The 25545-nt window shown below is 74.8% G+C and carries 18 protein-coding genes and 1 pseudogene; 17 read left to right on the plus strand and 2 right to left on the minus strand.

What is annotated here, in order from left to right:
• Positions 1 to 175: 175 nt before the first annotated feature.
• On the minus strand, positions 176 to 976 hold the full coding sequence (locus tag CG736_RS23565) for an HAD family phosphatase (protein WP_100588331.1): 801 nt from the start codon (positions 974 to 976) through the stop codon (positions 176 to 178).
• 677 nt (positions 977 to 1653) lie between these two features.
• On the opposite strand from CG736_RS23565, the gene ssd reads away from it, so the two are divergent.
• From ssd to CG736_RS37935, 7 genes and pseudogenes are all read left to right on the plus strand, one after another.
• Positions 1654 to 2754, plus strand: a complete 1101-nt coding sequence (gene ssd / locus CG736_RS23570; RefSeq protein WP_100588185.1) for a septum site-determining protein Ssd — start codon at positions 1654 to 1656, stop codon at positions 2752 to 2754.
• A gap of 255 nt (positions 2755 to 3009) precedes the next feature.
• On the plus strand, positions 3010 to 4299 hold the full coding sequence (locus CG736_RS23575) for a TadA family conjugal transfer-associated ATPase (protein WP_232734143.1): 1290 nt from the start codon (positions 3010 to 3012) through the stop codon (positions 4297 to 4299).
• A gap of 94 nt (positions 4300 to 4393) precedes the next feature.
• Positions 4394 to 5509: a type II secretion system F family protein gene (locus tag CG736_RS23580; protein WP_100588186.1), complete on the plus strand. Its 1116-nt coding sequence runs from the start codon at positions 4394 to 4396 to the stop codon at positions 5507 to 5509.
• 186 nt (positions 5510 to 5695) lie between these two features.
• Positions 5696 to 6484 carry a type II secretion system F family protein gene (locus CG736_RS23585; RefSeq protein WP_157815695.1) on the plus strand — a complete coding sequence of 263 codons (789 nt, stop codon included), beginning with the start codon at positions 5696 to 5698 and terminating at the stop codon, positions 6482 to 6484.
• 47 nt (positions 6485 to 6531) lie between these two features.
• On the plus strand, positions 6532 to 6783 hold the full coding sequence (locus tag CG736_RS23590; protein ID WP_100588188.1) for a DUF4244 domain-containing protein: 252 nt from the start codon (positions 6532 to 6534) through the stop codon (positions 6781 to 6783).
• Between the two features lie 37 nt (positions 6784 to 6820).
• Complete coding sequence (locus CG736_RS23595; protein ID WP_369880351.1) at positions 6821 to 7159, plus strand: TadE family type IV pilus minor pilin; 339 nt, start codon at positions 6821 to 6823, stop codon at positions 7157 to 7159.
• 22 nt (positions 7160 to 7181) lie between these two features.
• Positions 7182 to 7496 (plus strand): annotated as a pseudogene (locus tag CG736_RS37935) (Rv3654c family TadE-like protein); the annotation flags it as partial.
• Positions 7497 to 7598: 102 nt separating this feature from the next.
• Here the strand turns inward: CG736_RS37935 and CG736_RS23605 are convergent.
• Positions 7599 to 10049 (minus strand): DEAD/DEAH box helicase, encoded by a 2451-nt coding sequence (locus CG736_RS23605; RefSeq protein WP_100588190.1) that lies wholly within the window; start codon positions 10047 to 10049, stop codon positions 7599 to 7601.
• A 222-nt stretch (positions 10050 to 10271) separates the two neighbouring features.
• Here CG736_RS23605 and bldG point away from each other — a divergent pair, with 222 nt between their 5' ends.
• The 10 genes from bldG (at position 10272) to CG736_RS23655 (ending at position 25476) form a co-directional block, all read left to right on the plus strand.
• Positions 10272 to 10613: an anti-sigma factor antagonist BldG gene (gene bldG, locus CG736_RS23610; protein ID WP_043915042.1), complete on the plus strand. Its 342-nt coding sequence runs from the start codon at positions 10272 to 10274 to the stop codon at positions 10611 to 10613.
• 155 nt (positions 10614 to 10768) lie between these two features.
• Complete coding sequence (locus CG736_RS23615) at positions 10769 to 11182, plus strand: ATP-binding protein (protein ID WP_100588191.1); 414 nt, start codon at positions 10769 to 10771, stop codon at positions 11180 to 11182.
• A 208-nt stretch (positions 11183 to 11390) separates the two neighbouring features.
• The gene (locus CG736_RS23620; RefSeq protein WP_052509658.1) at positions 11391 to 12056 is read left to right on the plus strand and encodes a hypothetical protein; all 666 of its coding nucleotides are present in this window, start codon (positions 11391 to 11393) and stop codon (positions 12054 to 12056) included.
• A 27-nt stretch (positions 12057 to 12083) separates the two neighbouring features.
• Entirely contained in the window at positions 12084 to 13649 is a 1566-nt protein-coding gene (locus CG736_RS23625) for a methyltransferase (RefSeq protein ID WP_100588192.1), read from the plus strand.
• 346 nt (positions 13650 to 13995) lie between these two features.
• Positions 13996 to 14484 (plus strand): DUF3592 domain-containing protein, encoded by a 489-nt coding sequence (locus CG736_RS23630; protein ID WP_100588193.1) that lies wholly within the window; start codon positions 13996 to 13998, stop codon positions 14482 to 14484.
• A gap of 502 nt (positions 14485 to 14986) precedes the next feature.
• Entirely contained in the window at positions 14987 to 17863 is a 2877-nt protein-coding gene (gene topA / locus CG736_RS23635) for a type I DNA topoisomerase (protein WP_100588194.1), read from the plus strand.
• A gap of 78 nt (positions 17864 to 17941) precedes the next feature.
• Entirely contained in the window at positions 17942 to 21040 is a 3099-nt protein-coding gene (tmk, locus tag CG736_RS38680) for a dTMP kinase (protein WP_100588195.1), read from the plus strand.
• Positions 21041 to 21208: 168 nt separating this feature from the next.
• The gene (locus tag CG736_RS23645; protein WP_100588196.1) at positions 21209 to 22414 is read left to right on the plus strand and encodes a DNA polymerase III subunit delta'; all 1206 of its coding nucleotides are present in this window, start codon (positions 21209 to 21211) and stop codon (positions 22412 to 22414) included.
• Between the two features lie 236 nt (positions 22415 to 22650).
• Positions 22651 to 23703, plus strand: coding sequence for a hypothetical protein (locus CG736_RS23650; protein WP_100588197.1), 1053 nt, complete (start codon positions 22651 to 22653; stop codon positions 23701 to 23703).
• Between the two features lie 186 nt (positions 23704 to 23889).
• Complete coding sequence (locus CG736_RS23655; protein ID WP_100588198.1) at positions 23890 to 25476, plus strand: alpha/beta hydrolase; 1587 nt, start codon at positions 23890 to 23892, stop codon at positions 25474 to 25476.
• The last annotated feature ends 69 nt before the right edge of the window (positions 25477 to 25545 follow it).

A 25545-nucleotide genomic window follows, 5' to 3' on the forward strand; every position in this document is an offset into this window, starting at 1 on the left:
GACCGGGTCTCGCGGGCCTAACCCATTTCTACCGCAGATCGGACAAAAGGGGAACCCGGAAAAGGGTGGTTTACCGGGTTCCCGCACGGTTTGTCCGATTTGGTGAATCGCGGCCTCGCGCAGGGCCGTTCCGCCCGCCGCGGCCGGTGGTGCTGCGGCCGATGGTGTCGCGGGATCAGGCCGTCGGGCGCCGCCGCCGTGCGCTGTACCAGAGCACCCCGGCCGTCAGCGCCGCCGCGCCGACCGCCACCGCGGCCAGTACCGAACGGCTGGGCGCGTGGAACTCCGGGAGCCTGCGCGTCAGTTCGACCGGCCGGCTGAACACCAGCACCGGCCACTCGCGGGCCACCGCCTCCTTCCGCAGCGCCCGGTCCGGGTTCACCGCGGCCGGGTGGCCGACCGTCTCCAGCATCGGCAGGTCGGTCGAGGAGTCGCTGTACGCATAGCAGTTGGCGAGGTCGTAGCCCTCCCGCTCGGCCAGCTCGCGGATCGCGGCGGCCTTGTTCTCGGCGTACGCGTAGTACTCGATCTCGCCGGTGTAGCGGCCGTCCTCGACGTGCAGGCGAGTGGCGATCACGTGGTCGGCGCCAAGCAGTTGGCCGATCGGCTCGACCACCTCGGAGCCGGAGCTGCTGACGATCACCACGTCCCGCCCGGCCGCGTGGTGCTGCTCGATCAGCGAGGCGGCCTCGTCGTAGATGATCGGGTCGATCATGCCGTGCAGGGTCTCCGCGACGATCTCCCGCACCTGCTGGACGTTCCAGCCCCGGGTGAGCGCCGACAGGTAGGCCCGCATCTTCTCCATCTGGTCGTGGTCCGCGCCGCCGACCAGGAAGACGAACTGGGCGTAGGCGCTCTTCACCACCGAGCGACGGTTGATCAGGCCGCCCTGGTAGAACGGCCGGCTGAAGGCGAGCGCACTGGACTTGGCGATGATCGTCTTGTCGAGGTCGAAGAAGGCGGCGGTCCGCGGCACGCCGTACCCGGGTCGGGTGGGCCCTGTGGTGTCCGTCACGGGCTCGGTGGAGTCCGGTGCGTCGGAGTCGGCACCGCGGTCGGCGAAGTCGGCGTTCTCGGTGGTGTCCACGGGAACCGAGGATAGAGGGACCGGCAAAACAGGCGGCCATTCGGTGGACCCGTGGGCGTGCGGGTTTGTGTTTCTGAGCGGTCGGGTACACCATGGAAGTCACGGATCGTTCGCGCGACCGTGCTAACCCGGTCCGGCTCCTCCCCCCCGAGCCGGGCCGTGGATAGACGACCCCCGCTCTCCCCCCCGGCGGGGGTCGTCGCATGTCCGGGGCCATTTTCCTAGGCAATTGAGCCTCCAGGGAGTGGCGTGACGGGCGGTTCAAGGGGGGACTCCGGCGGTTTTTCGGCCGCCGTCGAGGCTTCTTCGCGTCCGCTCATTTGTCACTCTCCGTAGTGGATCGAGCGTCATATTGGTATACCCGATGCGTCAATTCCGAACTGCTTTGGCCCCCGTCCGAGTGAGCTCGGTTATCCACAGGCTCGGGTTATCCACAGGCATTGCGAACTCGGCTGACGCATTCCGCGCTGTCCCCCACCGTGGTGTCCGCGACGCTGCGCCGACCCACCCGGGCCGCCGCGGTTGATGCGCCGTCAGACCGATCCCGCACCACGCGGAGGCCCGCCTTGTCCGCATTCGTCACCGACCCGCACGCCACCGGCCCCGAGCCCCCGCCCGGGCCGCTGATCCTCACCGCCGACGAGACCCTCGCCGAGCAGCTCACCCGCCTGTGCGCCGCCGCCGGAGCCGAACCACGGTTGCTCGGCGGAGCCCCACCACCCGCCCGGCTGTGGGAGAACGCCCCACTGGTGCTGGTCGGCGACGACCTCGCCGAGCACTGCGCCGGCCTGCCGCGCCGGCCCGGCGTACTGCTGCTCGGGCTCGACCTCGACGACGGGGAGATCTGGGTGCGCGCCGTCCGGCTCGGCGCGGAGCACGTGCTGTTCCTGCCGGACGCACAGCCCTGGCTGCTCGACCGGATCGCCGACGCCACCGAAGGCGTCGGGCCGCCCGCGCTCACCGTCGCCGTGCTCGGCGGGCGCGGCGGCGCCGGGGCCTCCACGCTGGCCTGCGCGCTCGCGGTCCGCGCCGCGCGGGCCGGGCACCGCACGATGCTGATCGACGGAGACCCGCTCGGCGGCGGGCTCGACGTCCTGCTCGGCGCCGAACAGGCCGGCGGCCTGCGCTGGCCCGACCTGGCCGCCTCGCGCGGCCGGATCAGCGGTGCCGAGCTGGCCAAGGCGCTGCCCGAGCCACACCGGCTCAGCGCCCTGTCCTGGGACCGCTCGGACATCCTGACCATCCCCGCCGAAGCCATGCGCAGCGTCCTGGCCGCGGCCCGCAGACGCGGCGGGCTGGTCGTCCTGGACCTGCCCAGACACCTCGACGAAGCGGCCGCCCAGGCCCTCGAACAGGCCGACACCGGGCTGCTCGTGGTCCCCGCCGAACTGCGCGCGCTGGCCGCCGCCGACCGGGTCGCCGCAGCCGTCCGGATACGGCTCGCCGACCTGCGCGCCGTCGTCCGCACCCCCGGGCCGTCCGGCCTCACCGCCGCGGATGTCGCGCGCGGCCTGCACCTGCGCCTGGCCGGGGAGCTCGCCCCCGAGCCCGGCCTCGCCCTGGACGCCGAACGCGGCGCCCCGCCCGGCCTGCGGGACGGCGGGCCGCTGGCCCGGTTCTGCGGGCGATTCCTGACCGAAGCGATGCCGCCCGTCGTGGCGGCCTGAGGAGAACCCATGGCCAACCGCCTGCACGCCGTTGACACCCACGCCGTCGACCCCCGCACCGGTGAGCTGCCGTCCGCCCGACAGCCCGTCACCCGCACCCACCGGCGCATCCCGGTGCCTCGGGCCCGGGCTCTGCTCGGCGCCCCGTCGGGGCCCGCCGAGGAGGTCGCCCCGACCGAAGCCGGCCCGCCCGTGCGCTATCTGGTCCGCCGAAAGCCGCCGACCGCCCCCGAACGGGACGGACCGGCGGGCGGCCTGCCCGCCGACGGCGCCGCCGAACTCGTCGACGCCGTCCGGCTCCGGCTCGCCGAGGCGGGCGCCGCGCCCACCACGGGCTCGGTCGCGGCCGCGCTGCGCGCCGCCCGGCCGCCGCTGGGCGGGGCCGACGTGCTCAACACCGTCCGCAGCCTGCGCGCCGAGATCGTCGGCGCCGGGCCGCTCGATCCACTGCTGGCCGAGCCCGACGTTACCGACGTCCTGGTCAACGGACCCGACCAGATCTGGATCGACCGCGGCAAGGGCCTGGAACGCGCACCCCAGGTGCGCTTCCCGAACACCGACGCCGTCCGTCGGCTCGCCCACCGGCTGGCCACCGCCGCCGGGCGCCGCCTGGACGACGCCCGGCCCTGGGTGGACGCCCGGCTGTCGGACGGCACCCGATTGCACGCCGTCCTCCCGCCGATCGCCGCCGACTGCACCCACATCTCGCTGCGCACCTGCCGCAGCACGCCGTTCACCCTCGCCGAACTGGTGGCCGCCGGCGCCCTGCCGCCGTCCGGCGCCGACCTGCTGGCGGCCGTGCTCCGGGCCCGGCTGTCGCTGCTGATCTCCGGCGGCACCGGCAGCGGCAAGACCACCCTGCTCGCCGCGCTGATCGGGCTCGTCCCGGTCAACGAACGCATCGTGCTGGCCGAGGACTCCGCCGAACTCCGACCGGACCATCCGCACGTCGTCCGGCTCCAGTCGCGCCCGCCCAACCAGGAGTCGCTGGGCGAACTGACCCTGCGCGACCTGGTCCGGCAGGCGCTGCGGATGCGGCCCGACCGGCTGGTGGTCGGCGAAGTCCGCGGTGCCGAGGTGGTCGACCTGCTGGCCGCCCTCAACACCGGCCACGAAGGCGGCTGCGGCACCGTCCACGCCAACACCGCCGCCGACGTGCCCGCCCGGCTGGAGGCCCTCGGCTCGCTCGCGGGCCTCGACCGACAGTCGCTGCACAGCCAGCTCCGGGCCGGCCTCGACGCCGTCGTCCATCTCGGCCGTGACCGCGCCGACGGCCGCCGCCGGGTCACCGGCCTGCACCTGCTGGCCGCCGACCCGGACGGGCTGACCGCCACCACCGCCGCCGTCCACTTCGACCGTGACGGGCGCAGCCGACCCGGCCCCGGGTGGGCCCGGCTGCGGGAGCTCTGCGCCGAACGCGGCGTCGAGTTGCTCCCGCACCCCGAGGCACCTTCCGAGGCCGACCCGATCGGGTCGGCCGATCCTGCCGACCCGGCCGCCGCGGTTGACGCGTCGGCCGGTGAACCCCGAGTGGAGGCGTCATGACGCTGCGTCAGATCGAGTTGGTGTGGATGGTCGGGCTCTGCGTGATCGGGGTGGTGGCTTGGCGGCTGCTGCGCTCCGAGGTCAGGAGGTCTTGATGGCAGGGCAGTTCGAGGTCGTGGCGGCGATGGCGTCGGTCCGGGGCGCCGCCTGGGCGGCAACCCTGCTCGGCGCGGTTGCCGGGCTCGGGGCGGCGCTGCTCGGAGCGGCCTGGCTGACGGTGACCCGGCGTCGACAGCGCGGTGACGGGCGGCTGCGGCGCCTGCTGAACGGGCATCGGGGGCCGGACGGCCGGCTCGCCCGGGTCCGGGCCGGGTGGCGGCGACGGCGACCGCGCTGGCTGGTGCCCGAACTGCTGCTGCTCCCGGCCGGAGCGGCGGCCGGGCAGAGCACCGCCTCGGTGCTCCCGCTGATCGGGGCGGCCTGCGCGGTGGTTCCGGTCCGCCGGTGGCGTGCCCGCTACGCCGCAGGCCGGGCGGCACGGCAACGGGCCGCAGCGGTGATCGAGCTGTGCGCCGGCCTCGCGGCCGAACTGCGCAGCGGCGCGACGCCCGAGCAGGCCATGCACTCGGTGGTCTCCCGGTCCGCCCCCGACTGGGCCCGCAGGCTCGGCCCCGGGCCGACGGCCCGGCTGGCGGCGGGTCGCTACGGGGCGGACCTGCCCGCCGCCCTCCGGCAGGTGGCCGAACTGCCCGGCGGGGAGGGCGCGGCGGCGGCTGCGGCCTGCTGGCGGGTCAGTACCGAGAGCGGCACCGGGTTGGCGTTCGGGCTGGAACAGGTCGCGGACGCACTGCGCGCCGAACGGGCCCTCACCGAGGAAATCGCGGGCGAACTCGCCGGTCCACGCACCACCGTGATCGTGCTGGCCGCCCTGCCCGCCGTGGGCATGGGCCTGGGCAGCGCACTCGGCGCCCATCCGGCGCAGGTTCTGCTGCACACCCCGGCCGGTCTGCTCAGCCTGCTCGCCGGCGCCGCCCTGGAGGTCGCCGGCGTCGTCTGGACCGCCCGGATCGTCCGGGCGGCCGAGGACGCCCCGACCCGGGCCCGGCAGGGGCCCGACGAGGCCGGGCCCGCTCCGGTCAGGCCCGCTCCGGCCGGGGCGGCGGCTTCCTCCGGGTGCGGGATCTCCCGCACCCGTCGGGACCGGTGGCTCAACGCCGTGCCACCCCTGACGGGGGACCACCCGACTGTTCGGGCGGACCAGTGGGCGTGAACGGGTGTGGTGGCCCGGTCCGGGTCCGGGGTGACCCAGCGGGAGGCGCGGGGAGCCGCGCCAACTGCGGGACGAATGATCCGAGTTCGAGTCGACGGCGGTTCTGATGGTGGCTCTGATGGCAGCTCTGATGACGGTTCCGATGGAGGTTTCCGTGGAGATTTCGGTGGAGGCGAGGTGGGCGGCGTGGTGATCCTGGTGCCGGTGGCCGCCGTGGGGCTGGTCGGCGAGGCGCTGGCGGTGGTGCGGGGGCGGGCGGTCCGACGCCGGGCCGGGCACTGCGTCCCGGCGTTGACGGCCGAGCCTGCGCGGGACGGCCGGGGCGCGCAGGTCGAGGAGGCCGCGCGGCGGGCGATCCGGTGGCTGGCGTGCGACCGGCCGTCGGCCGTGCTGCTCGGGGTGTCCGCCGCGGTGCTGGTCGGCGGGTGGGCAGGTCTGGCGGGCGGGTTGCTGGTGGGCTGGGCGGGGTGGCGGTGGCTGCCCAGGGTCCGGTCGCCCGGCGAACGTCGGCGGGCCGCGGAGCAGGACTGGCTGGTCCGCCAACTGCCGCTGACTGCCGACCTGCTGGCGGCCTGCCTCGGGTCGAGCGGTTCCCCGGCCGGAGCGGCGTTCGCGGTCGCGGACAGCGTGCCGTCGCCGATGCGGGACCGCCTGTCCGGAGTCGCGGCCCAGCTCTCCCTCGGCGCCTCCCCGGAGCGCTGCTGGGAGCAACTGGCCGCCGACTGCCCGCCGATGGCCCCGCTCGCCCGCTGCCTGGCCCGCACCACCCTCAGCGGCGCGCCACCGGCCACTGCGCTCGTCGGCCTCGCCCAGTCCCAACGGGCGGCGGCCGCCCGGGCGGCGCACGCGCGGGTCCGCCGGGCGGGCGTGCTGGCGACCGCACCGCTCGGGCTCTGCTTCCTGCCCGCGTTCGTGCTGATCGGCGTCGTGCCGGTGGTGATGGGCCTGACCGGCGCCTTCTCCCAGCGACTCTGATCCGCACCCGTCGAACGAATTGCCACTCCTACGAAGGGATTTCACCAATGACGACTCTCTCCCTGCCGGTCCGACCGGCATCCGCGGTGCGCGTCGCCCGCAGGCTCGGCGACTGGCTCCGCCACCGGTACCGGACGATGGCGGAGGGGCCGCCGGACGCCGGAATGAGCACCGCCGAGTACGCGATCGGCACGGTGGCGGCATGCGCCTTCGCGGCGGTGCTCTACAAGGTGGTGACCAGCGGCACGGTCTCCGGCGCACTGTCGGAGATCCTCGACCGGGCCCTTCATGCGGCGTGAACGCCGGGCCGGTCGCGCCAGGTCGCCGGACTCGGGGATGGTGACCGCCGAGACGGCGGTGGCCCTGCCCGCGCTGGTGCTGCTCACGGCCATGTTGATCTGGGGCGTGGTCGCCGCCGGCGCCCAGATCCGGTGTGTGGACGCGGCCCGGGCCGGCGCCCGGGCCGCCGCCCGGGGGGACGGCGACGCCGCGGCGGTCGCCGCGGCAGCCGCCCCGCCGGGTGCCAAGGTCACGGTCGCCCTGGACGCCACCACTGCCCGCGTCACCGTCGAGGCCCCGTGCCCCGGCCCGGGCCGCCTTGCCGCCGTCCTGTCGGTCCGCCTCACCGCCACCGCGGTGAGCGCCCGGGAGGACGTGCTGATCGAAGACAGCTGAGATCCGAGAGGAGGTAACCGCCATGAGGCAGCACGAGCAGCCCGGCGGAGAGGTCTCGCCCGACCGCGGGTCGGCGACGGTGTGGCTGGTCGCCCTGGGCATGCTGGGGACGGTGGTGTTCTCGGCCTGCCTGATGGTCGGCCAGGTGGTGGTGGCCCGCCACCGCGCCGAGTCGGCGGCGGACCTGGCCGCGCTGGCCGCCGCTCAGCGGCTGCTGCTCGACCCGGACGGCGGCTGCGGCCGGGCGGCCGGGCTGACGCAGGCCCAGGAGCACGCCGAGCTCGTCTCCTGTCGCGTCCTGCCGGGCGAGGACGCCGTGGAGGTGGTCGTCCAGGTCCCGATTCGCGGCCTGCCCGTCCCACTCGGGCCGGCCCGAGCCCGATCCCGGGCCGGCCCGCTGTGGGCCTGGGGCGACAGCGCCGCCGAGACGGACGCGCCATCAGCCGGCCGCGTCACCGGTCGAGTCATCAGCCGGACCATCGGCCGGGCCGGTCGAGCCGCCGTCGGGAGCGTCGGAAGCGCCGGGGGAGTCGACCGCGTCGGCGGGGTCGGCGGGGTCGGCGGGGTCCGGCCGGTTGGGGGCGTGGGCGAGGAGGGTGGTGAGGAGGCGGATCGCGGCGGCCTTGTCGAGGGGTTCGTTGCCGTTGCCGCACTTGGGGGACTGGACGCAGGACGGGCAGCCGCGGTCGCACTCGCAGGCGGCGATGGCGTCCCGGGTCGCGGTCAGCCACTCCACGGCGCGGTGGAAGCCGCGTTCGGCGAAGCCCGCGCCGCCGGAGTGGCCGTCGTAGACGAAGACGGTGGGGAGGCCGGTGTCGGGGTGCAGCGGGACGGAGACGCCGCCGATGTCCCAGCGGTCGCAGGTGGCGAACAGCGGAAGGAGGCCGATCGAGGCGTGTTCGGCGGCGTGGGCCGCTCCGGGGAGCTGGTCGAACGGGATGGTCGCGTCGAGGAGTTGGTCCTCGGTGACGGACCACCAGACGGCCCGGGTGCGCAGGGTGCGGGGCGGCAGGTCGAGCTTGCTCTCGCCGAGGATCTCGCCGGTGGAGATCCGCTTGCGCAGATAGCCGACGACCTGGTTGACCACCTCCACCGAGCCGAAGCTGAGCTGCGCCTCGCCCCACTCCTCGGTGGTGTCGGTGGACAGGATCGAGATCGAGGTGACGTCCCGCGCGGAGGTGGTGTACGACGGATTGGCGGGGGAGACCAGGGCGACGGAGGACTCCAGGTCGAACTCGCGGACCAGGTAGGTGCGCCCCTGGTGCAGGTGGACGGCACCGGTGTGCACGGTGGTGTGCGCGGCCTCGGCGTCGACGGTGCCGAGCAGCCGCCCGGTGTCCGCCTCGACGATCTGTACGGGGCTGCCGCCGCTGCCGCGCAGGTCGACGCCGTCCACGGCGCGCTCCCGGCGGGTCCAATACCAGGAGCCGTCGCTCCGGCGGCGCAGCAGCCCGCGGCGCTCCAGCACCGGGAGCAGCGGCTCGCTGGACGGGCCGAAGAGCTCCAGGTCGGCGTCGGTGAGCGGCAGTTCCGCGGCGGCCGCACACAGGTGCGGGGCGAGCACGTGCGGGTTGTCGGGGTCGAGGACGGTGGCCTCCACCGGGGTGGCGAACAGCGCGTCGGGGTGGTGGACCAGGTAGGTGTCCAGCGGGTCGTCGCGGGCGATCAGCACCGCCAGCGCGCCCTGGCCCTCCCGTCCGGCGCGGCCGGCCTGCTGCCAGAGCGAGGCCCGGGTGCCGGGGTAGCCGGCCAGCAGGACGGCGTCCAGGCCGGAGACGTCCACGCCGAGTTCCAGCGCGGAGGTGGAGGCCAGACCGAGCAGCCGGCCGGTGTGCAGGTCGCGCTCCAGGGCGCGGCGCTCCTCGGCCAGGTAACCGCCGCGGTAGGCGGCGACCCGGGCGGCGAGCGGGTGGCCGAGCTGCTCCTGGGCCTGCAGGGCGACCAGTTCGGCCGCCCGGCGGGAGCGGACGAAGACCACGGTCCGGGTGCCGTCGTGGACCAGGTCGGTGAGCAGGTAGCCGGCCTCCGCGGTGGCGGAGCGGCGGACGGGCGCGCCGTGCTCGCCGACGTTCTCGGTCAGCGGCGGCTCCCACAGTGCGAACACCAGCGGGCCGCGCGGCGAGCAGTCCTCGGTGACGGCCGTGGCGGGCAGCCCGGTGAGCCGCTGCGCGGTGACGGCCGGCTCGGCGGTGGTGGCGGAGGCCAGCAGGAAGGTCGGCGAGGCCCCGTAGCGGGCGCACAGCCGCCGCAGCCGGCGCAGCACCTGGGCGACGTGCGAGCCGAACACGCCGCGGTAGGTGTGGCACTCGTCGATCACCACGTACTTCAGCGCCTTCAGGAAGGACGACCAGCGCGGGTGGGCGGGGAGTATCCCCCGGTGCAGCATGTCGGGGTTGGTCAGCACGTACGAGGCGTACTGACGGACCCACTCGCGCTCCTGCGGCGGCGTGTCGCCGTCGTAGAGCGCCACCCGGACCCGGTCGGGGACGAGTTCGGCGGCGCGGCGGCGCTGGTCGGCGGCCAGCGCCTTGGTCGGGGCGAGGTACAGCGCGGTGGCGCCGCGCCCGTTGCGGGCCTCGGTGCCGGTCAGCAGCTCGCTCAGCACGGGGGCCAGATAGCCCAGCGACTTGCCCGAGGCGGTGCCGGTCGCGATCACCGTGGTCCGCCCGGCCGCGGCCAGGTCCATGGCCTCGGCCTGGTGCGCCCAGGGCAGCAGCACGCCGAGCTCGGCGGCGGCCGCGACCACCTCCTGGCGGATTCCTTCCGGCCAAGGGGCGTAGCGTGCCTCGCGGGCGGGCAATTGCTCCGTATGGGTGAGGCGATCCGACCTGCCGCGCTCGGTGGAAAGGCTTGCGAGCAGGGCCTCGGGCTGGTGGTGACGGGGCGGCATGAAGACCCAGTGTGTCACCGGCGTGACGGAGAATCGCTGTTAACCATCGTGCGCCCATGGTCGCAAGTGGTTGAATGAAGCCCGTGACGGCCGCACGGCCGAGGGCCGCAACACCGAGGCTCCGACCTGACGGTTTGCCGCGCCCTGGGCGTGTGACCATGTGGTCGCAGCCCCTGGGCTGAAGATCGCAATGACGTAGCAAGGCAAGGTGCTGGAGGTTCCGTGGACCTGTCCCTGTCGACCCGTACTGTCGGCGATCGCACGGTCGTCGAGGTTGGCGGCGAGATCGATGTGTACACCGCCCCCAAGCTGCGCGAGCAGCTTGTCGAGCTCGTCAACGACGGCAACTACCACTTGGTCGTGGACATGGAGGGCGTGGACTTCCTCGACTCCACCGGCCTCGGTGTGCTGGTCGGCGGCCTGAAGCGGGTGCGTGCGCACGAGGGTTCGCTGCGCCTGGTGTGCAACCAGGAGCGCATCCTGAAGATCTTCCGGATCACCGGTCTGACCAAGGTCTTCCCGATCCACAACTCGGTGGACGACGCCGTCTCGGCGACCGACTGACGTTCCGTCGGTCCGCCGTTCCGACCGAATCTTCTCGATCGACCGTCGCCGGTCGGCCGGGCGATGAGCCCTGCCCGGCCGGCGTGGTCGGTGTTCCCGCCTCCGCCGTGCGGGCCGGTGTGCCCGGCGGTGGGGAGCAACCCCGGAGGGGAGACATGGCAACCGTCGAACTTCGATTCAGCGCACTGCCCGAGCATGTCCGCACCGCCCGGCTGGTGGCCGCCGCGGTGGCCAGACGCGCGGGGGTGGACGAGTCGGTGCTCGACGAGTTGCGACTCGCCGTGGGCGAGGCCTGCTCCCGCGCGGTGGCGCTGCACCAGCGCAGCGGCGTGGACGGTGCGGTCCGGGTCGCGCTTACCGAGCAGGAGAAGCGCTTTCTCATCGAGGTCGCCGACGAGGCCGGCCCGGCGCAGGCCGCCGGTGCCGAGGGCGGCGGCCCGGAGGACGAGGACGCGCTCGGCCTGGCGGTCATCACCGGCCTGGTCGAGGACGTCGAGGTCGGCAACGGCGCGGACGGCGGCGTGATCCGGATGAGCTGGCCGGTCGCTCCGGCCTCCGCCGACGCCTGAGAGCGCCCCGGCGCGTTCGCTCGCTCCGACCTGCCCGAGCCCGTCCGCTCGCCGCACCCTGCCCACGCGCCCCCACCGAGGGGCTGCGGGCTGCGCTGAGCTGGGCGGATGCCCGGGGCCGCGGCCTTCCCGGCACCCCGATGCGGGCGGCCGTGTAGGTTCGCTGGTCGATGCCCGGGACCGGGTGTCAGCGACCGAAAGGGCCCCGGTGAAGAAGCGACTGGTCACCGTCTCCGCGCTCGGCGCGCTGCTCGCGCTCGCCGCCGTCGGCTGTTCCGCCGACGACTCGGCGAAGCTCGACGGCTGGGCGAAGAACGTCTGCGATGCCGCGCGGGACCCGATCGCGCAGTCCCGGACGGCGCTCGCCGACACCGGGAACGTCAAGGAGGGCGAGTCCCCCGTCGACCTGCAGAAGCGGCTGTCCACCGACCTGGCCGCGCTGGCCGCCACCAACCAGCAGCTGGCGGACGCGGTGGAGAAGGCCGGTGCGCCGAAGATCGACAGCGGGGCGAAGGTCCAGCAGGACGCCGTCAACGAGCTGAAGCAGGTCGCGCAGGGCTACCTGGACGCGCAGAAGAAGCTGGACGGCCTGACCAACGCCGACCAGGCCAAGTTCGCGGACGGCCTGCGCAGCGTCGGCGACCAGGTGCAGCGGCTGTCCCAGGTGTCCACCGGCGCGCTCGCCACCCTGCAGAGCGGCGACCTCGGCGACGCGATCAAGAAGCAGCCCGGCTGCAAGGCTGCCGCCGCCGGCGCACCCGCCGCCGCTCCGTCCGGAAGCGCCAGTCCGTCGGCCGGCGCCAACCCGTCCGGCGGAACCCAGAGCAACGCGCCGGACCAAGGCGCCGGATCGCCCTCCCCGAGCAAGAGCTGACGTCCGGTCGGCCCGTCGCCGGGTGCGATGGCCGGGCGGGGCCGGTCGGCGGGGGAGAATGGCGGGGTGACGAACAGCCCCGTTCTTGATTCCGGCCGGACGGCGGAACTGCGGGAGGCGCTGCTCAAGGCCTCCTTCACCGCCGACGGATTGCTCGACCTGCTCGGCCCGGCCGCGTACGCGGCGCTGGCCCGCAGCGAGGCCGTTCCGGCGCTGCGGGCGACCCGCGGCGGCTCGCCGCTGGAGACCCTGGTGCGGCTGTTCCTGCTGCAGCAGCCGGTGCCGGAGAGCGCCGCCGCGGCCGCCCTGCCCGTCGAGGGCCTGCTGGCGGACGGCTGGCTGGTGCGCGACGGCGCCGAGCTGCGCGCCACCGTGGACGTGCGGCCGTACGCCGACGAGGTGGCCGGCCTGCCCAGTGCGGACGCCTGGGTGGTGTCCGACCTCGGCTGCGCCGTCGGCGGCGCGGGCGGCATCGGCTCCGGGCGGACGGACGCCGGCATCGAGCGCCGCGATCTGGTGCTCGGGGTGGGCGGCGCGTCCACCACGCTGGCCAACCTGACGGTGCGTCGACCGGTCCGCGAGGTGCTGGACCTGGGCTCCGGCTCCGGTGTGCAGGCGCTGCACGCCGCCCGGCACGCCCAGCGGGTCACCGCCACCGACCTCAACCCGCGGGCCCTGCACTTCACCCGGCTGACCGCTGCGCTGTCAGGCTTCGACAACGTGACCACCGCCGAGGGCAGCCTGTACGAGCCGATCGGCGAGCGGCGCTTCGACCTGATCGTCTCCAACCCGCCGTTCGTGATCTCCCCGGCCGGCCGGTTCACCTACCGGGACGGCGGAATGGCCGGCGACGAGCTGTGCCGCAGCGTGGTGCGCGGCGCCGCCGCCCATCTGGAGCCCGGCGGCTACTGCCAGCTGCTGGCGAACTGGCAGCACGTCAAGGGCGAGGACTGGCGCGACCGGCTGGCCGGCTGGGTGGCCGGCACCGGCCTGGACGCCTGGGTGGTGCAGCGCGAGGTGCAGGACGTCGCCCAGTACGCCGAGCTGTGGCTGCGCGACGGCGGCGACCACCGCGGCGACGAGTACCGGGCCCGGTACGAGGAGTGGCTGGACAGCTTCGAGGCGGCCGGCGTGGAGGGCATCGGCTTCGGCTGGATCACCCTGCGGGCGTCCGGCGCGGCCGACCCGGTGGTGCGGATCGAGGAGTGGCCGCACCCGGTGGAGCAGCCGCTCGGCCCGCACATCGAGGAGTGGTTCGCCCGCCAGGACTTCCTGCGCGGCCACGACGACGTCGGACTGTTGGCCGCCCGCTACCTGCTCGCCGACGAGGTGGTGCAGGAGCAGATCGGCGCACCCGGCTCCGAGGACCCCGAGCACGTGGTGCTCCGCCACAACCGGGGCATGCGGCGCGCCACCAAGGTGGACACCGTCGGCGCGGGCTTCGTCGGCGTCTGCGACGGCACGCTGGCCGCCGGGGAGATCGTCGACGCGATCGCCCAACTGCTCGGCGAGGACGCGGCGCAGCTGCGGGCCCGGGTGCCCGAGTCGCTGCGGCTGCTCACCGAACAGGGGTTCATCGAGCCGGTCCGCTGACACGACCGCGGCTGACACGACCGGGTCCGAGCCGACCACGGCTGACACGGCCGCCGCGGACGCGACTTCCGGGCTCGTTGGCGTCGAATCATGTCGAATCACGCCGGATCGGGTGCCGCCCGGGCGGTGACATTGATCACCCGGTGGGTGGACGGGCGGTCCGGGAATCCCGGGTGACCATCGCGGCCCGGCCGCGTTGAACACCCGGGAGCCGGGGCCTTCGGCGGCCGCGTTCACCCGGGCGTTCCCCGTGCGTGGCCCGTCGGACGCCCGGTGTCCGCCGCGGGTTGTCCACCGGCTGCCAGGGTGCTGTCCACAGGCTGTGGGCAGTGCAGGGGAGGACCGGGTGGAGACGCCGACGACGCTGGTGGGCGGGGCGGTCCTGGTGGCCTTCGGGAGCGCGCTGCTGCTGTGGTGCGCCGTGGAACTGCGCCTTCGCCACCACCTGCGCCGCCACGGCGTGCCCGCCACCGCCCAGGTGGTCGCCGACCGGGCCCGGGCCGACGCGATGGACAGCAGCCCGCTGCTCTCCTACCCGGTGGACACCGTCGGCGGGCCGACCGATGCCGGACTCGGCACCGTCCACGAGCTGCGCCCCGACCCGGTGGGCCGCCTGGTGCTGTCCCGCCCGCGCGGGCACACCCCGCTGCGCCGCCCGCCGCGCCTGGCCGCCGGCGCGGCCGTCCAGGTCGCCTACGACCCGCGGCGGCCGTCCCGGGTGGTGCTGGCCGCCCACGAGGAGCTGCCCTCGCTGCCCGCGGACCTGTTCTGGGCGCTGCTCGGCACCTCGGCGCTGGCGGGCGGCCTGACCCTGCTCGCGCTCGCCCTGCGCTGACCGAACGGCAGCCGAGCGGACGGAAGCTGGGCGGACGGCAGCCGAGCGGACGGAAGCCGAGCAACCCGGCGCCGAACGCACCCGGGTCGGGCAGACACGCCCCCGGCGAAGCCTGCGTCGGCTGGGCCTGACCCCGATCGCCCGCGTCCGCCGCCCCGGCGCGGCACGGCCCGTCCGGTTACGGAGCGCACTGTTCCGTTCCGTCTCCCCGCCGCCGTCCGGTCCGCTTTCCGTGGCGTCCGGGCCTCGGGGAAACTCGCCCGGGCGGTACGCGGAGTGCACGGGCCGGATCGGGCGGAAGGCCTGCTTGCCCGGGAAAGACATGCCCCGGGACCGGCCATCGGGTTACCGTTCGAGTGGCGTCGGTCGGCCTTGCCGGTGAAAAAGCGGCATCCGTCCGTTTGACAAGGGTGGCCAGGGTACGGTCACACTCCGCTGGTGGGACCGTCGCTTGTGCGACTGCCCAGGAGCTTTGGTAAACGACCGGGAGAGAAGAGCGAAGGTGTCCCCGAGCAGCGAGACCGCGCACGGCAAGCGACTCGTCATCGTCGAGTCGCCGGCCAAGGCCAAGACGATCAAGGGCTACCTCGGGCCCGGCTACATCGTCGAGGCCAGTGTCGGTCACATCCGCGACCTGCCCGGCACGGCCGCCGAGGTTCCGGACGAGTACACCGGCGAGGTGCGGCGTCTCGGGGTCGACGTGGATCACGACTTCGCTCCGATCTACGTGGTCAACCCGGACAAGAAGTCCCAGGTCACGAAGCTGAAGTCGCTGCTCAAGGAGTCCGACGAGCTCTTCCTGGCCACCGATGAGGACCGCGAGGGCGAGGCCATCGCGTGGCACCTGCAGGAAGTGCTGAAGCCCAAGGTGCCGGTGCACCGGATGGTCTTCCACGAGATCACCAAGGACGCCATCCAGGAGGCCGTGCGCAACCCGCGGCACCTGAACAAGCGCCTGGTCGACGCGCAGGAGACCCGCCGCATCCTGGACCGCCTCTACGGCTACGAGGTCTCCCCGGTGCTGTGGAAGAAGGTCATGCCGAAGCTGTCGGCGGGCCGGGTCCAGTCGGTCGCCACCCGTCTGGTGGTCGAGCGCGAGCGTGAGCGGATCGCCTTCACCTCCGCCTCGTACTGGGACCTGGTCGGCACCTTCGGCACCGGCCGTACCTCCGCCGACGCCGCCAACCCGGAGACCTTCGGCGCCCGGCTGATCTCGGTCGACGGCAAGCGGGTCGCCACCGGTCGCGACTTCGGCACCGACGGCCGGCTGAAGTCCGCCGCCAACACCCTGCACCTGGACGAGCAGGCCGCCCGCACGCTGGCCGCCGCGCTGGAGCAGACCGCGTTCAGCGTCCGCAGCGTCGAGTCCAAGCCGTACCGCCGCTCCCCGTACGCGCCGTTCCGCACCACCACGCTGCAGCAGGAGGCCAGCCGCAAGCTGGGCTTCGGCGCGAAGCGGACCATGCAGGTCGCGCAGAAGCTGTACGAGAACGGCTTCATCACCTATATGCGTACCGACTCGACCACGCTGTCGGACACCGCCGTCACCGCCGCCCGCGCCCAGGTCACCCAGCTGTACGGGGCCGACTACCTGCCGGCCGCGCCGCGCACCTACGCCTCCAAGGTGAAGAACGCGCAGGAGGCGCACGAGGCGATCCGCCCGTCCGGCGACCGGTTCCGCACGCCCGCCGAGACCGGGCTGGCCGGCGACGACTTCCGGCTGTACGAGCTGATCTGGATGCGCACCGTCGCCTCCCAGATGAAGGACGCGGTCGGCCAGTCCGTCACCGTCAAGGTCGGCGGCCGTTCCGCCGACGGCCGGGACGCCGAGTTCTCCGCCTCCGGCAAGATCATCACCTTCCACGGCTTCCTGAAGGCCTACGTCGAGGGCGCCGACGACCCGAACGCCGAGCTGGACGACCGCGAGCGCCGCCTGCCGCAGGTCTCCGAGGGCGACCCGCTGGCCGCCGACCGGCTGACCCCCGAGGGCCACGCCACCAAGCCGCCGGCCCGCTACACCGAGGCCTCGCTGGTCAAGGAGCTGGAAGACCGCGAGATCGGCCGCCCGTCCACATACGCGTCGATCATCGACACGATCATCAACCGCAAGTACGTGTTCAAGAAGGGCACCGCCCTGGTGCCCTCGTTCCTCTCCTTCGCCGTGGTCAACCTGCTGGAGAAGCATTTCGGCCGGCTGGTCGACTACGACTTCACCGCGAAGATGGAGGACGACCTCGACCGGATCGCGGCCGGCCAGGCCGAGTCCGTGCCGTGGCTCAAGCGCTTCTACTTCGGCGAGGGCGAGGCCACCGGCGCCGCCGTCGGCGCCGCCGACGCGGGCAACGGCGACGGCGACCACCTCGGCGGCCTGAAGGAACTGGTCACCGACCTCGGCGCGATCGACGCCCGGGAGATCAGCTCCTTCCCGATCGGCGACGGCATCGTGCTCCGGGTCGGCCGCTACGGCCCGTACGTGGAGCGCCCCACCGCCGTCGAGGGCGAGCCCGGCCAGCGCGCCGACGTCCCCGACGAGCTGCCGCCGGACGAGCTGACCGTCGAACTCGCCGAGGAGCTGTTCGCCAAGCCCAGCGGCGAGCGCGAGCTCGGCACCGACCCGATCAGCGGCAACCCGCTGGTCGCCAAGGCCGGCCGGTTCGGCCCGTACGTCACCGAGGTGCTCCCCGAGGGCACCCCGAAGACCGGCAAGAACGCCGTCAAGCCGCGCACCGCGTCGCTGTTCAAGTCCATGGACCTGGACACCGTCACCCTCGAGGACGCGCTGCGCCTGCTCTCGCTGCCCCGGGTGGTCGGCGCCGACGCCGAGGGCAACGAGATCACCGCGCAGAACGGCCGCTACGGCCCGTACCTCAAGCGCGGCACCGACTCGCGCTCGCTGACCAGCGAGGACCAGCTGCTCAGCATCACCCTGGACGAGGCGCTGGCGATCTACGCCCAGCCCAAGCAGCGCGGCCGGGCCGCCGCGGCCGCCCCGCTGAAGGAGCTCGGCAACGACCCGGTCAGCGAGAAGCCGGTGGTGGTCAAGGACGGCCGGTTCGGTCCGTACGTCACCGACGGGGAGACCAACGCGACGCTCCGCAAGGACGACGAGGTGGAGACCATCACCCCGGAGCGGGGGTTCGAGCTGCTCGCCGAGAAGCGCGCCCGCGGACCGGTGAAGAAGGCCGCCAAGAAGGCCCCCGCGAAGAAGACCGCCACGGCCGCCAAGAAGACCACGGCGACCAAGACCGCAGCGGCCAAGAAGACGGCGGCCAAGAAGACCACCGCGGTGAAGAAGACCGCGGCAGCCAAGAAGACCACCGCGGCGAAGACCGCGGCGGCCGAGAAGTCCGCCTCGGAGAACACATCCGAGGAGAGCTGACGGACACTGCGTAACGGGCCTGTTCGAATCCGGGCGGGCCCGTTAAGGTCGGGGCCGTGCACTCGCTACGCTGACGGTATGACGAGCGAGGAGCCGCCCCCCACCGCACGCGCCGCCGCGAGCGGCCTCCCCGAGGTCGCCCCCGCCGGGACACCCGGCGAACGGGCCCGCGCGCTGCTCCGGCTGCGGCCCTACCGGAAACTCTGGACCACCCAGCTGCTCGGCGGCACCGCCGACCGGCTGTCGGTCCTGGTGCTCGTCCCGCTCACCGTGGTCGCCACCGTGCTCGGCGGGCAGTTCGGGCAGGGCTACCGGTCGGTCGCGCTGGCCGTCGCCGCCCTGTTCGCGGCCCGACTGCTCGCCTCCGCCCTGTTCGGGGCCGCCCTGCTCGGTCCGGTGCACGCCCTGGTCGGCGGCCGGATCGACCGGCGCTGGAGCCTGCTCGGCGCGGACCTGGCCCGCGCCCTGCTGATCGGCCTCGCCCCCTGGTGGGTGGTCTGGTCGCCCGGCTCCGCCACCTGGCTGCTGCTCGGCTCGGTGTTCCTGGCCGGCGCCGCCGAACGGATCTGGACCATCGGCAAGTCCGCCGCCGTCCCCGCGCTGCTGGCCGTCCCCGAGCAGACCGGCCCGCCGGCCGCCGCCTCGCTGGACGCCGTCCGCACCCTCGACCTGCGCACCGGTTGGGCCGCGCTGCCGCTGGCCGCCACCGGGCTGATCGGCTTCACGCTGGTCAACAACGTGCTCGCCGCGGTCGGCCTGCACTGGCTGCGCGGCCACCAGCTCACCGTCGCCGCGCTCGGCGCCGCCGCGCTGTTCGTCGTCAACGCCGGGCTGCTGTACTTCCAGGAGCTGCCGGCGGGCGCCAACACCGCGCCGCGCTCCCCGCTGCAGGGCCTGCGCGCCCCCACCGACGCGACGCCCGGACCGTCCCTCAAGAAGGGCCGCACCGGGTCCGCCCCGTACTTCACCTTCTCGATCGCCGCCGCCTACGCCGCGATGGCCGGCGTCGCCGCGCTCGGACTGCTCACCGCCACCGAGCACCTGGCCGGCCCGATCGGCTACGGCCTGCTGGTGCTCGCCGCCGCCGGCGCGCCCGCCGTCGGCATCCGGCTCAGCCGCGCCACCCTGCCCGGCCTGTCCCGCCGCCGGCTGCTCGCCCTCGGCCTGGTCACCGCCGGCGTGGCGCTGATCCTCGCCGGACTGGTCCTCGACTTCGTCCTGGTGCTGCTGTTCACCGTGCTGGCCGGCCTCGCCGCCGGCGTGGTCATCGCCACCGGGCGCGGACTGCTCGCCCAGGAGATCGAGGAGATCCGCCTCGGCAAGGTCACCGAGCACCTGTACGCGGTGCTGCGGGTGGTCGTCGCCGTCGCCCTGGTCGGCATGCCGCTGCTGGCCGCCGGCTACGGCGAGGTCTCGCTCGGCCACGTCGGCACCGGCAGCTTCACCTTCATCCACGGCGGCGCCGCGCTCGCCGTCTCCACCGCCGGACTGCTCACCCTGGTGCTCGCCGCCGTCGTCCTGCTGAAGACCGACGACCAGCGCGGCGTCGTCCCGTTCGGCCGCGAGCTCGTGCAGGCCGTCCGCGGCGGCGCCGGGGCCGCGCCGCACCGGGTGGCCGGCAAGGGCTACTTCATCGCCCTGGAGGGCGGCGACGGCGCCGGCAAGTCCACCCAGGCGCAGGCCCTCGCCGAATGGATCCGCGCCAAGGGCCACGAGGTCGTCGTCACCCGCGAACCCGGCGGCTCCCCGATCGGGCAGCGCCTGCGCGCCCTCGTCCTGGACGTCGGCAACACCGGCCTGTCGCACCGCGCCGAGGCGCTGATCTACGCGGCCGACCGGGCCGAGCACGTCGAGAACGTGATCCGGCCGGCCCTGGAGCGCGGCGCCGTGGTCATCACCGACCGCTACATGGACTCCTCCATCGCCTACCAGGGCGCCGGCCGCGACCTGGCGGCCACCGAGGTCGCCCGGATCTCCCGCTGGGCCACCGGCGGACTGGTGCCCGACCTGACCGTCGTCCTCGACGTCGACCCCACCGCCGCGCGGGATCGTTTCACCGAGGCGCTCGACCGGCTGGAGTCCGAGCCCACCGAGTTCCACCAGCGGGTCCGCTCCGGGTTCCTCGCGCTGGCCGCCGCCGACCCGGCCCGCTACCTGGTCGTCGACGGCAGCCAGGCGCCCGCCGCCGTCACCACCGCCGTCCGGCACCGCCTCGACCGCGAGCTGCCGCTCTCCGACCAGGAGAAGGTCGCCAAGGCCGAGCAGGAGCGCAAGGCCCGCGAGGAGGCCGCCCGGCGCGCCGCCGAGGCCGAGGCCGCCCGCAAGGCCGCCGAGGAGGCCGAGCGCAAGCGGCTCGCGCTGCTGGAGGAGCTCCGCGCCGAGCAGGCCGAGAAGGACCGCCTGGCCGCCGAGGAGGCCGCCCGCGTCAAGGCCGAGCAGGAGCGCAAGGCCGCCGAGGAAGCCCGCCGCGCCGCCGAGGCGGAAGCCGCCCGCAAGGCCGAGGAGGAGGCGAAGCGGCAGGCCGCCGAGCAGGCCCGCCTCGCCGCCGAGGCCGCCGCCGCGCGCAAGGCCGCCGCGGAGGAGGCCGCCCGGGTCGAGCTCCAGCGCCAGCGCGACCTGCAGCGGGAGGAGCAGCGGCGCCGCGCCGAGGAAGCGCTGCAGCGGGCCGAGGACGCCCGGAAGGCCGCCGAGGCCGAGGCGGACCGGACCGCGGTGCTCCCCAAGGTCGAGGACGCCGAGTCCGACAGCGAGACCACCCGGGAGCTGCCGAAGCCGGTGCTCGACGAGACCGCCGTGCTGCCGAAGGTCGCGGACGACGAGACCGCGGTGCTGCCCAAGGCCGAGCCGGCACCCAAGCCCGCGCCCAAGCCCGCGCCGACCCCCGCGCCCGAGCCGACCCCCGCGCCCAAGCCCGCGCCCGGGGCCAAGCCGGCGGCCGGGCCCGAGGCCAAGCAGGTGCCGCCCGGGCTGTTCCGCGACGAGGACGACTCCTCGCGCACCCGCGAGCTGCGCCCCCGGCCGGACTGGGCGGAGGAGACCCCGCTCGACGACCTGCCCAGCCTGACCGACAGCCTGCTCGGCTCCCGCGAGGAGTGGGCGCGCTGGGAGGCCGAGGCCCCCGAGCAGCCGGAGCAGGACGAGCAGCCGAAGCGGGGCTGGCTCCGCCGCAAGGACTGACCGTCGGCGCTGCCGCCGCCGCTGTCGAACGGCCCGGGCTGTCACTGGACGGCCCGGGCCGTCCGCTGTGCGGGCAGGGCTGTCGCCGTCCGGCTCGGCTGTGCGGGCCGGGCTGTCGCCGTCCGGCGTTAGGCTCGTCGGGTCGGTGACGGCGAGGAGGAGCGCGGCGTGAGTGTGTGGGACGACCTGGTCGGACAGGACCGGGTGGTCGAACAGTTGCAGGCGGCCGCGCGGGCGGCCCGGGCCTCCGTGCTGGCGGGCCGCGGGGAGGCCCCCGGGGGCAACGCCTCGCTGATGACGCACGCCTGGCTGTTCACCGGCCCGCCGGGCGCGGGGCAGGTGACGGCGGCCCGCGCCTTCGCTGCGTCGCTCCAGTGCACCAGCCCGGACCTGGACCTGGGCGGAACCCCCGGCTGCGGGTTCTGCGACGGCTGTCACACCGTGCTCTCCGGCAGCCACGCCGACGTCAAGCAGGTGCGCACCGACGGCCTGTCGATCGGCGTCGGCGACATGCGCGACCTGGTGCTGCGGGCGGCGAGCTACCCGACCGGCGGCCGCTGGTCGGTGATCCTGGTGGACGCCGCGCACCGCCTCACCGAGGCGGCCGCGAACGCGCTGCTGAAGGGCGTCGAGGAGCCCTCGCCGCGGACGGTGTGGCTGCTCTGCGCGCCGTCCGTGCAGGACGTGCTGCCGACCATCCGCTCGCGGTGCCGACTGCTGGTGCTGCGCACGCCCCCCGCAGAGGCGGTCGCCGACATGCTGGTCCGGCGCGACGGGGTGGAGCCCGGGGCGGCCCGGCTGGCCGCGCTGGCCGGGCAGGGCGACATCGACCGGTCCCGGCGGCTCGCGGTGGACGAGCAGGCCCGGGCCCGCCGCGCCGAGGTGCTGCGGATCCCGCTGGAGGTCGCGGACCTGGGCGGCTGCCTGGCCGCCGCCCAGCGGCTGGTCGACACCGCGAAGGCCGACGCCGAGGCGCTGGCCGAGACCCAGGACGCCAAGGAGACCGACGATCTGCGGGCCGCGTACGGCGCGGCCGAGGGCAGCCGGGCGCCGCGCGGCATGGCGGGCGCGGTGAAGGAACTGGAGAAGCGGCAGAAGAGCCGGGCGACCCGGACCCGCCGGGAGACGCTGGGCGTGGCGCTCGGCGACCTGCTGGGCTTCTACCGGGACGTGCTGGCGGTCCAGCTGGGCGCGGGCGGGGCGCTGGCCAACGAGGACCAGCGGCCGGCCGTGCAGCGGGTGGCCGGCGAGGGCGCCGCGGAGAACACGCTGCGCCGGATCGAGGCGGTGCTGGCCTGCCGGCGGGCGCTGGACCGGAACGTGGACCCGCTGCTGGCGGTCGAGGCGATGACGGTGGCGCTGCGGGCGGGCTGACCCTCGGGGCGGTCGACGCCGCAGCCCGGCCGGGTGACGGTCGACGCCGCGGATCGGCCCGGTGGCGGTCGGCGGTGCGGGCCGATGGCTTCGGGCCCGGTTGCCGTTAGCTCGTTCGAGTGAAGGTGGGGAGACGCCCGTACCGTGCGGCGGTCGGCGGGCGTGCGGTCTTGCACCCTGTGCACTGGCCACGCGCTCGCGTCCGGCCGGTCCTTCCCCGAGGTGGTGCGTCCCCCATGCCCCGATCGCTCCTCGTCCTGTTGCTGCTGGTGGCCGCGGTGGCGGGCAGTTGGCTGGCCCGGTCGGCGATGTCGCGCTGGCGGGACCTGCGGGCCGCGCAGACGTACGAGCTGGCGGCGGAGGCGCGGCCGGTGCTGGTCCGGGCCGGGGCGGCGGTGCTGTGCCTGATGTGCGTGAGCGCGCTCGGGGTGGCGGCGCTGGCGGGCCTGCGGCCCGGCCGGGTGGCGGTGCGGCAGGCGGTGGCGGCGGTCGGCACGGAGCGGCCCGCCGCGGCGGCGCCGCCCGCGCCCGCGCCGGTGGAGGTGCTGTTCAGCAACGTGAGCCGTCCGGCGGGCGGTGAGCTGCTGCAGGGCGAGGTGCCCGGTCCGGACGGGCGGCCGCGCGCGGTGCGGGTGTGGCTGCCCGCCGAGTACCGGCAGGAGCCGGCGGCCCGGTTCCCGGTGGTCGTGGTGCACTCCGGGACGGCCGGGCGGACCGCCGACCAGGACCTGCCGGACGTGTTCGACGGTGCGGCGTCGGCCGTCGAGCTCGGCCGGGCCCGCCCGTTCGTGCTGGTCGCCCCCGAGGCCCCGAGCGGCACCGGCCACCCGTGCGACCTGGTGACCGCCGTCCCGCAGGCGGTCGCCGACGACCAGGCGCTGCGCGCGGCGGTCGGCGCGGTCTTCCGCACCCGGCCGGCCGGCCCCGACGGCTGGGCCGTGCTGGGCGTGGACGACGGCGCCCCGTGCGCGGCCGCGGCCGGACTGACCCGCCCGGACCTGTACGGGGCGGCCGCGGCCGTGTCCGGCCGGTACGACGGGCGGGCGCTGGCGGCCGCCGCGGGCGAGGCCCCGGCCGGGACGGCGGCGCGGCTGCTGCTGGCCGCGGCGAAGCGGGACACGGACGGCCTGGCCTCGGCCCGGGAGGTGCAGGCGGCGCTGCGGGACGTCGGGGCGCGGGCGGAGGTGCGGATCTCCGACCTCGTCCAGGACTACTCGGCGGACCGGGAGCAGCTGCGGCTGGTCCGGGTCGCGATGCAGTACCTGACGGAGCAGCTGCCGAAGCCCTGAACCGGGCCCGCCGACCGACGCGTTCTGCGGTGTGATGATCGGCCTCCTGAGGTGGCGGTCGGGGGCCCGGGCGCGGCGGCCGTGGTCACGGGGCGTGTCGTTCCGACGGCTAGGCTCGACCTCCCGGCGACGGCCGGGTCGGTCGGCCGGTGGGCCGGCCCGTTCCAGGGGAGAGGACCCACGTTCATGAGAGTCGCCCGGCCCCGCCGGTTCCTGTCCGCCGCCGCGGTGGCCGCCGCCGCGTCCCTGCTGCTGGCGGGCTGCACCTCGGGTCATCCGGCGCCCACGGCGAGCGGCTCGCCCGGCAGCCACGCGCCGGCCCCCGCGAACGGCGTCACCCCGCTGGAGGCGCTGCCCACCGAGATGCCGGCCGGGCTCGCCCCCTACTACGCGCAGCAGCTGAGCTGGAAGCCGTGCACCACGGACTTCGAGTGCACCACCTTCAAGGTGCCGCTGGACTACGCCCACCCCGGCGACGGCCACGACGTGGAGCTGTCCGCGATCCGCAAGCCCGCCGCCGACCAGGGGCACCGGCTGGGCTCGCTGCTGCTCAACCCGGGCGGCCCCGGCGGCTCGGCGATCGAGTACGTGCAGAGCGTCGCGTCGCGCTACGACGGCGGGGTGCGCTCCAGCTACGACCTGGTGGGCTTCGACCCGCGCGGCGTCGGCAGGTCCGCGCCGATCACCTGCCTGAGCGGCGACCGGATGGACGCCTACGCGGCCGCCGACGTCACCCCCGACGACCAGTCCGAGATCGACGCCCTGGTGGCCGTCGACAAGGAGTTCGCGGCGGGCTGCTCGGCCCGGGCGGGCGAGCTGCTCGGCCACGTCTCCACCGTCGAGGCGGCCCGGGACATGGACGTGCTGCGGGCGCTGGTCGGCGACCGGAAGCTCAACTACGTCGGCAAGTCGTACGGCACCTTCCTCGGTGCGACCTACGCCGGGCTGTTCCCGAGCAAGGTCGGCAGGGTGGTGCTGGACGGCGCGATGGACCCCTCGCTGGACGCCGTCACCGGCAACATGACCCAGGCCGGCGGCTTCGAGACCGCGTGGACGGCGTTCGCCAAGGACTGCGTCAAGCGCGACGACTGCCCGGTCGGCCGCACCGAGCAGGAGGCCGGCGACAAGCTCGCCGCCCTGTTCAAGAAGCTCGACGCGGAGCCGATGTCCACCGGCACCGACCGCCCGCTCACCGAGGCCCAGGCGCTCACCGGCGTCGCCGAGGCGATGTACAGCGAGGCCCTGTGGCCGCACCTGCGCGCGGCCCTGGCGAGCGCTCAGAACGGCAGCGGCAGCGGGCTGCTGCAGCTCGCCGACCAGTACTACAGCCGCAACGCCGACGGCAGCTACGACAACCTGATGTACGCCAACATGGCCGTCAACTGCGTCGACCTGCCGGCCTCGTTCACCGACCCGGCGGCGGTCACCGCCGCGATCCCGGCGTTCGAGAAGGCCGCGCCGCACTTCGGCCGCGACATGGCTTGGATGGCACTCGGCTGCGCGTACTGGCCGGTCAAGCCCACCGGCGCCCCGCACACCGTCCGGGCGGCCGGCGCCGACCCGATCGTCGTGGTCGGCACCACCCGCGACCCGGCCACCCCCTACGCCTGGGCCAAGTCCCTGGCCGGGCAGCTGGAGTCCGGGCGACTGCTCACCTACGAAGGCGACGGGCACACCGCGTACGGGCGGCACAACACCTGCATCGACGACGCGGTGAACCACTACCTGCTCAGTGGGGCGGCGCCCGACAACGGGAAGGTCTGCACGGACTGACCCTCGTCGCGGTCCGCATGACGGGACCATCTGTCAGGAGTGTTTGTACGTGAAGGGGCTGGCGCTAGC

This window comes from Kitasatospora sp. CB02891 (assembly GCF_002803145.1).
GTDB lineage: Bacteria > Actinomycetota > Actinomycetes > Streptomycetales > Streptomycetaceae > Kitasatospora > Kitasatospora griseola.

Bases quoted from the DNA above. Each gene is read 5' to 3' on its own strand.
- CG736_RS23590 (WP_100588188.1), top strand. From the start codon at position 6,532: ATGACGACTCTCTCCCTGCCGGTCCGACCGGCATCCGCGGTGCGCGTC.
- tmk (WP_100588195.1), top strand. From the start codon at position 17,942: ATGACGAGCGAGGAGCCGCCCCCCACCGCACGCGCCGCCGCGAGCGGC.
- CG736_RS23615 (WP_100588191.1), top strand. From the start codon at position 10,769: ATGGCAACCGTCGAACTTCGATTCAGCGCACTGCCCGAGCATGTCCGC.
- CG736_RS23650 (WP_100588197.1), top strand. From the start codon at position 22,651: ATGCCCCGATCGCTCCTCGTCCTGTTGCTGCTGGTGGCCGCGGTGGCG.
- CG736_RS23605 (WP_100588190.1), bottom strand. From the start codon at position 10,049: ATGCCGCCCCGTCACCACCAGCCCGAGGCCCTGCTCGCAAGCCTTTCC.
- CG736_RS23625 (WP_100588192.1), top strand. From the start codon at position 12,084: ATGGCCGGGCGGGGCCGGTCGGCGGGGGAGAATGGCGGGGTGACGAAC.
- CG736_RS23655 (WP_100588198.1), top strand. From the start codon at position 23,890: ATGAGAGTCGCCCGGCCCCGCCGGTTCCTGTCCGCCGCCGCGGTGGCC.
- CG736_RS23580 (WP_100588186.1), top strand. From the start codon at position 4,394: ATGGCAGGGCAGTTCGAGGTCGTGGCGGCGATGGCGTCGGTCCGGGGC.
- CG736_RS23595 (WP_369880351.1), top strand. From the start codon at position 6,821: ATGGTGACCGCCGAGACGGCGGTGGCCCTGCCCGCGCTGGTGCTGCTC.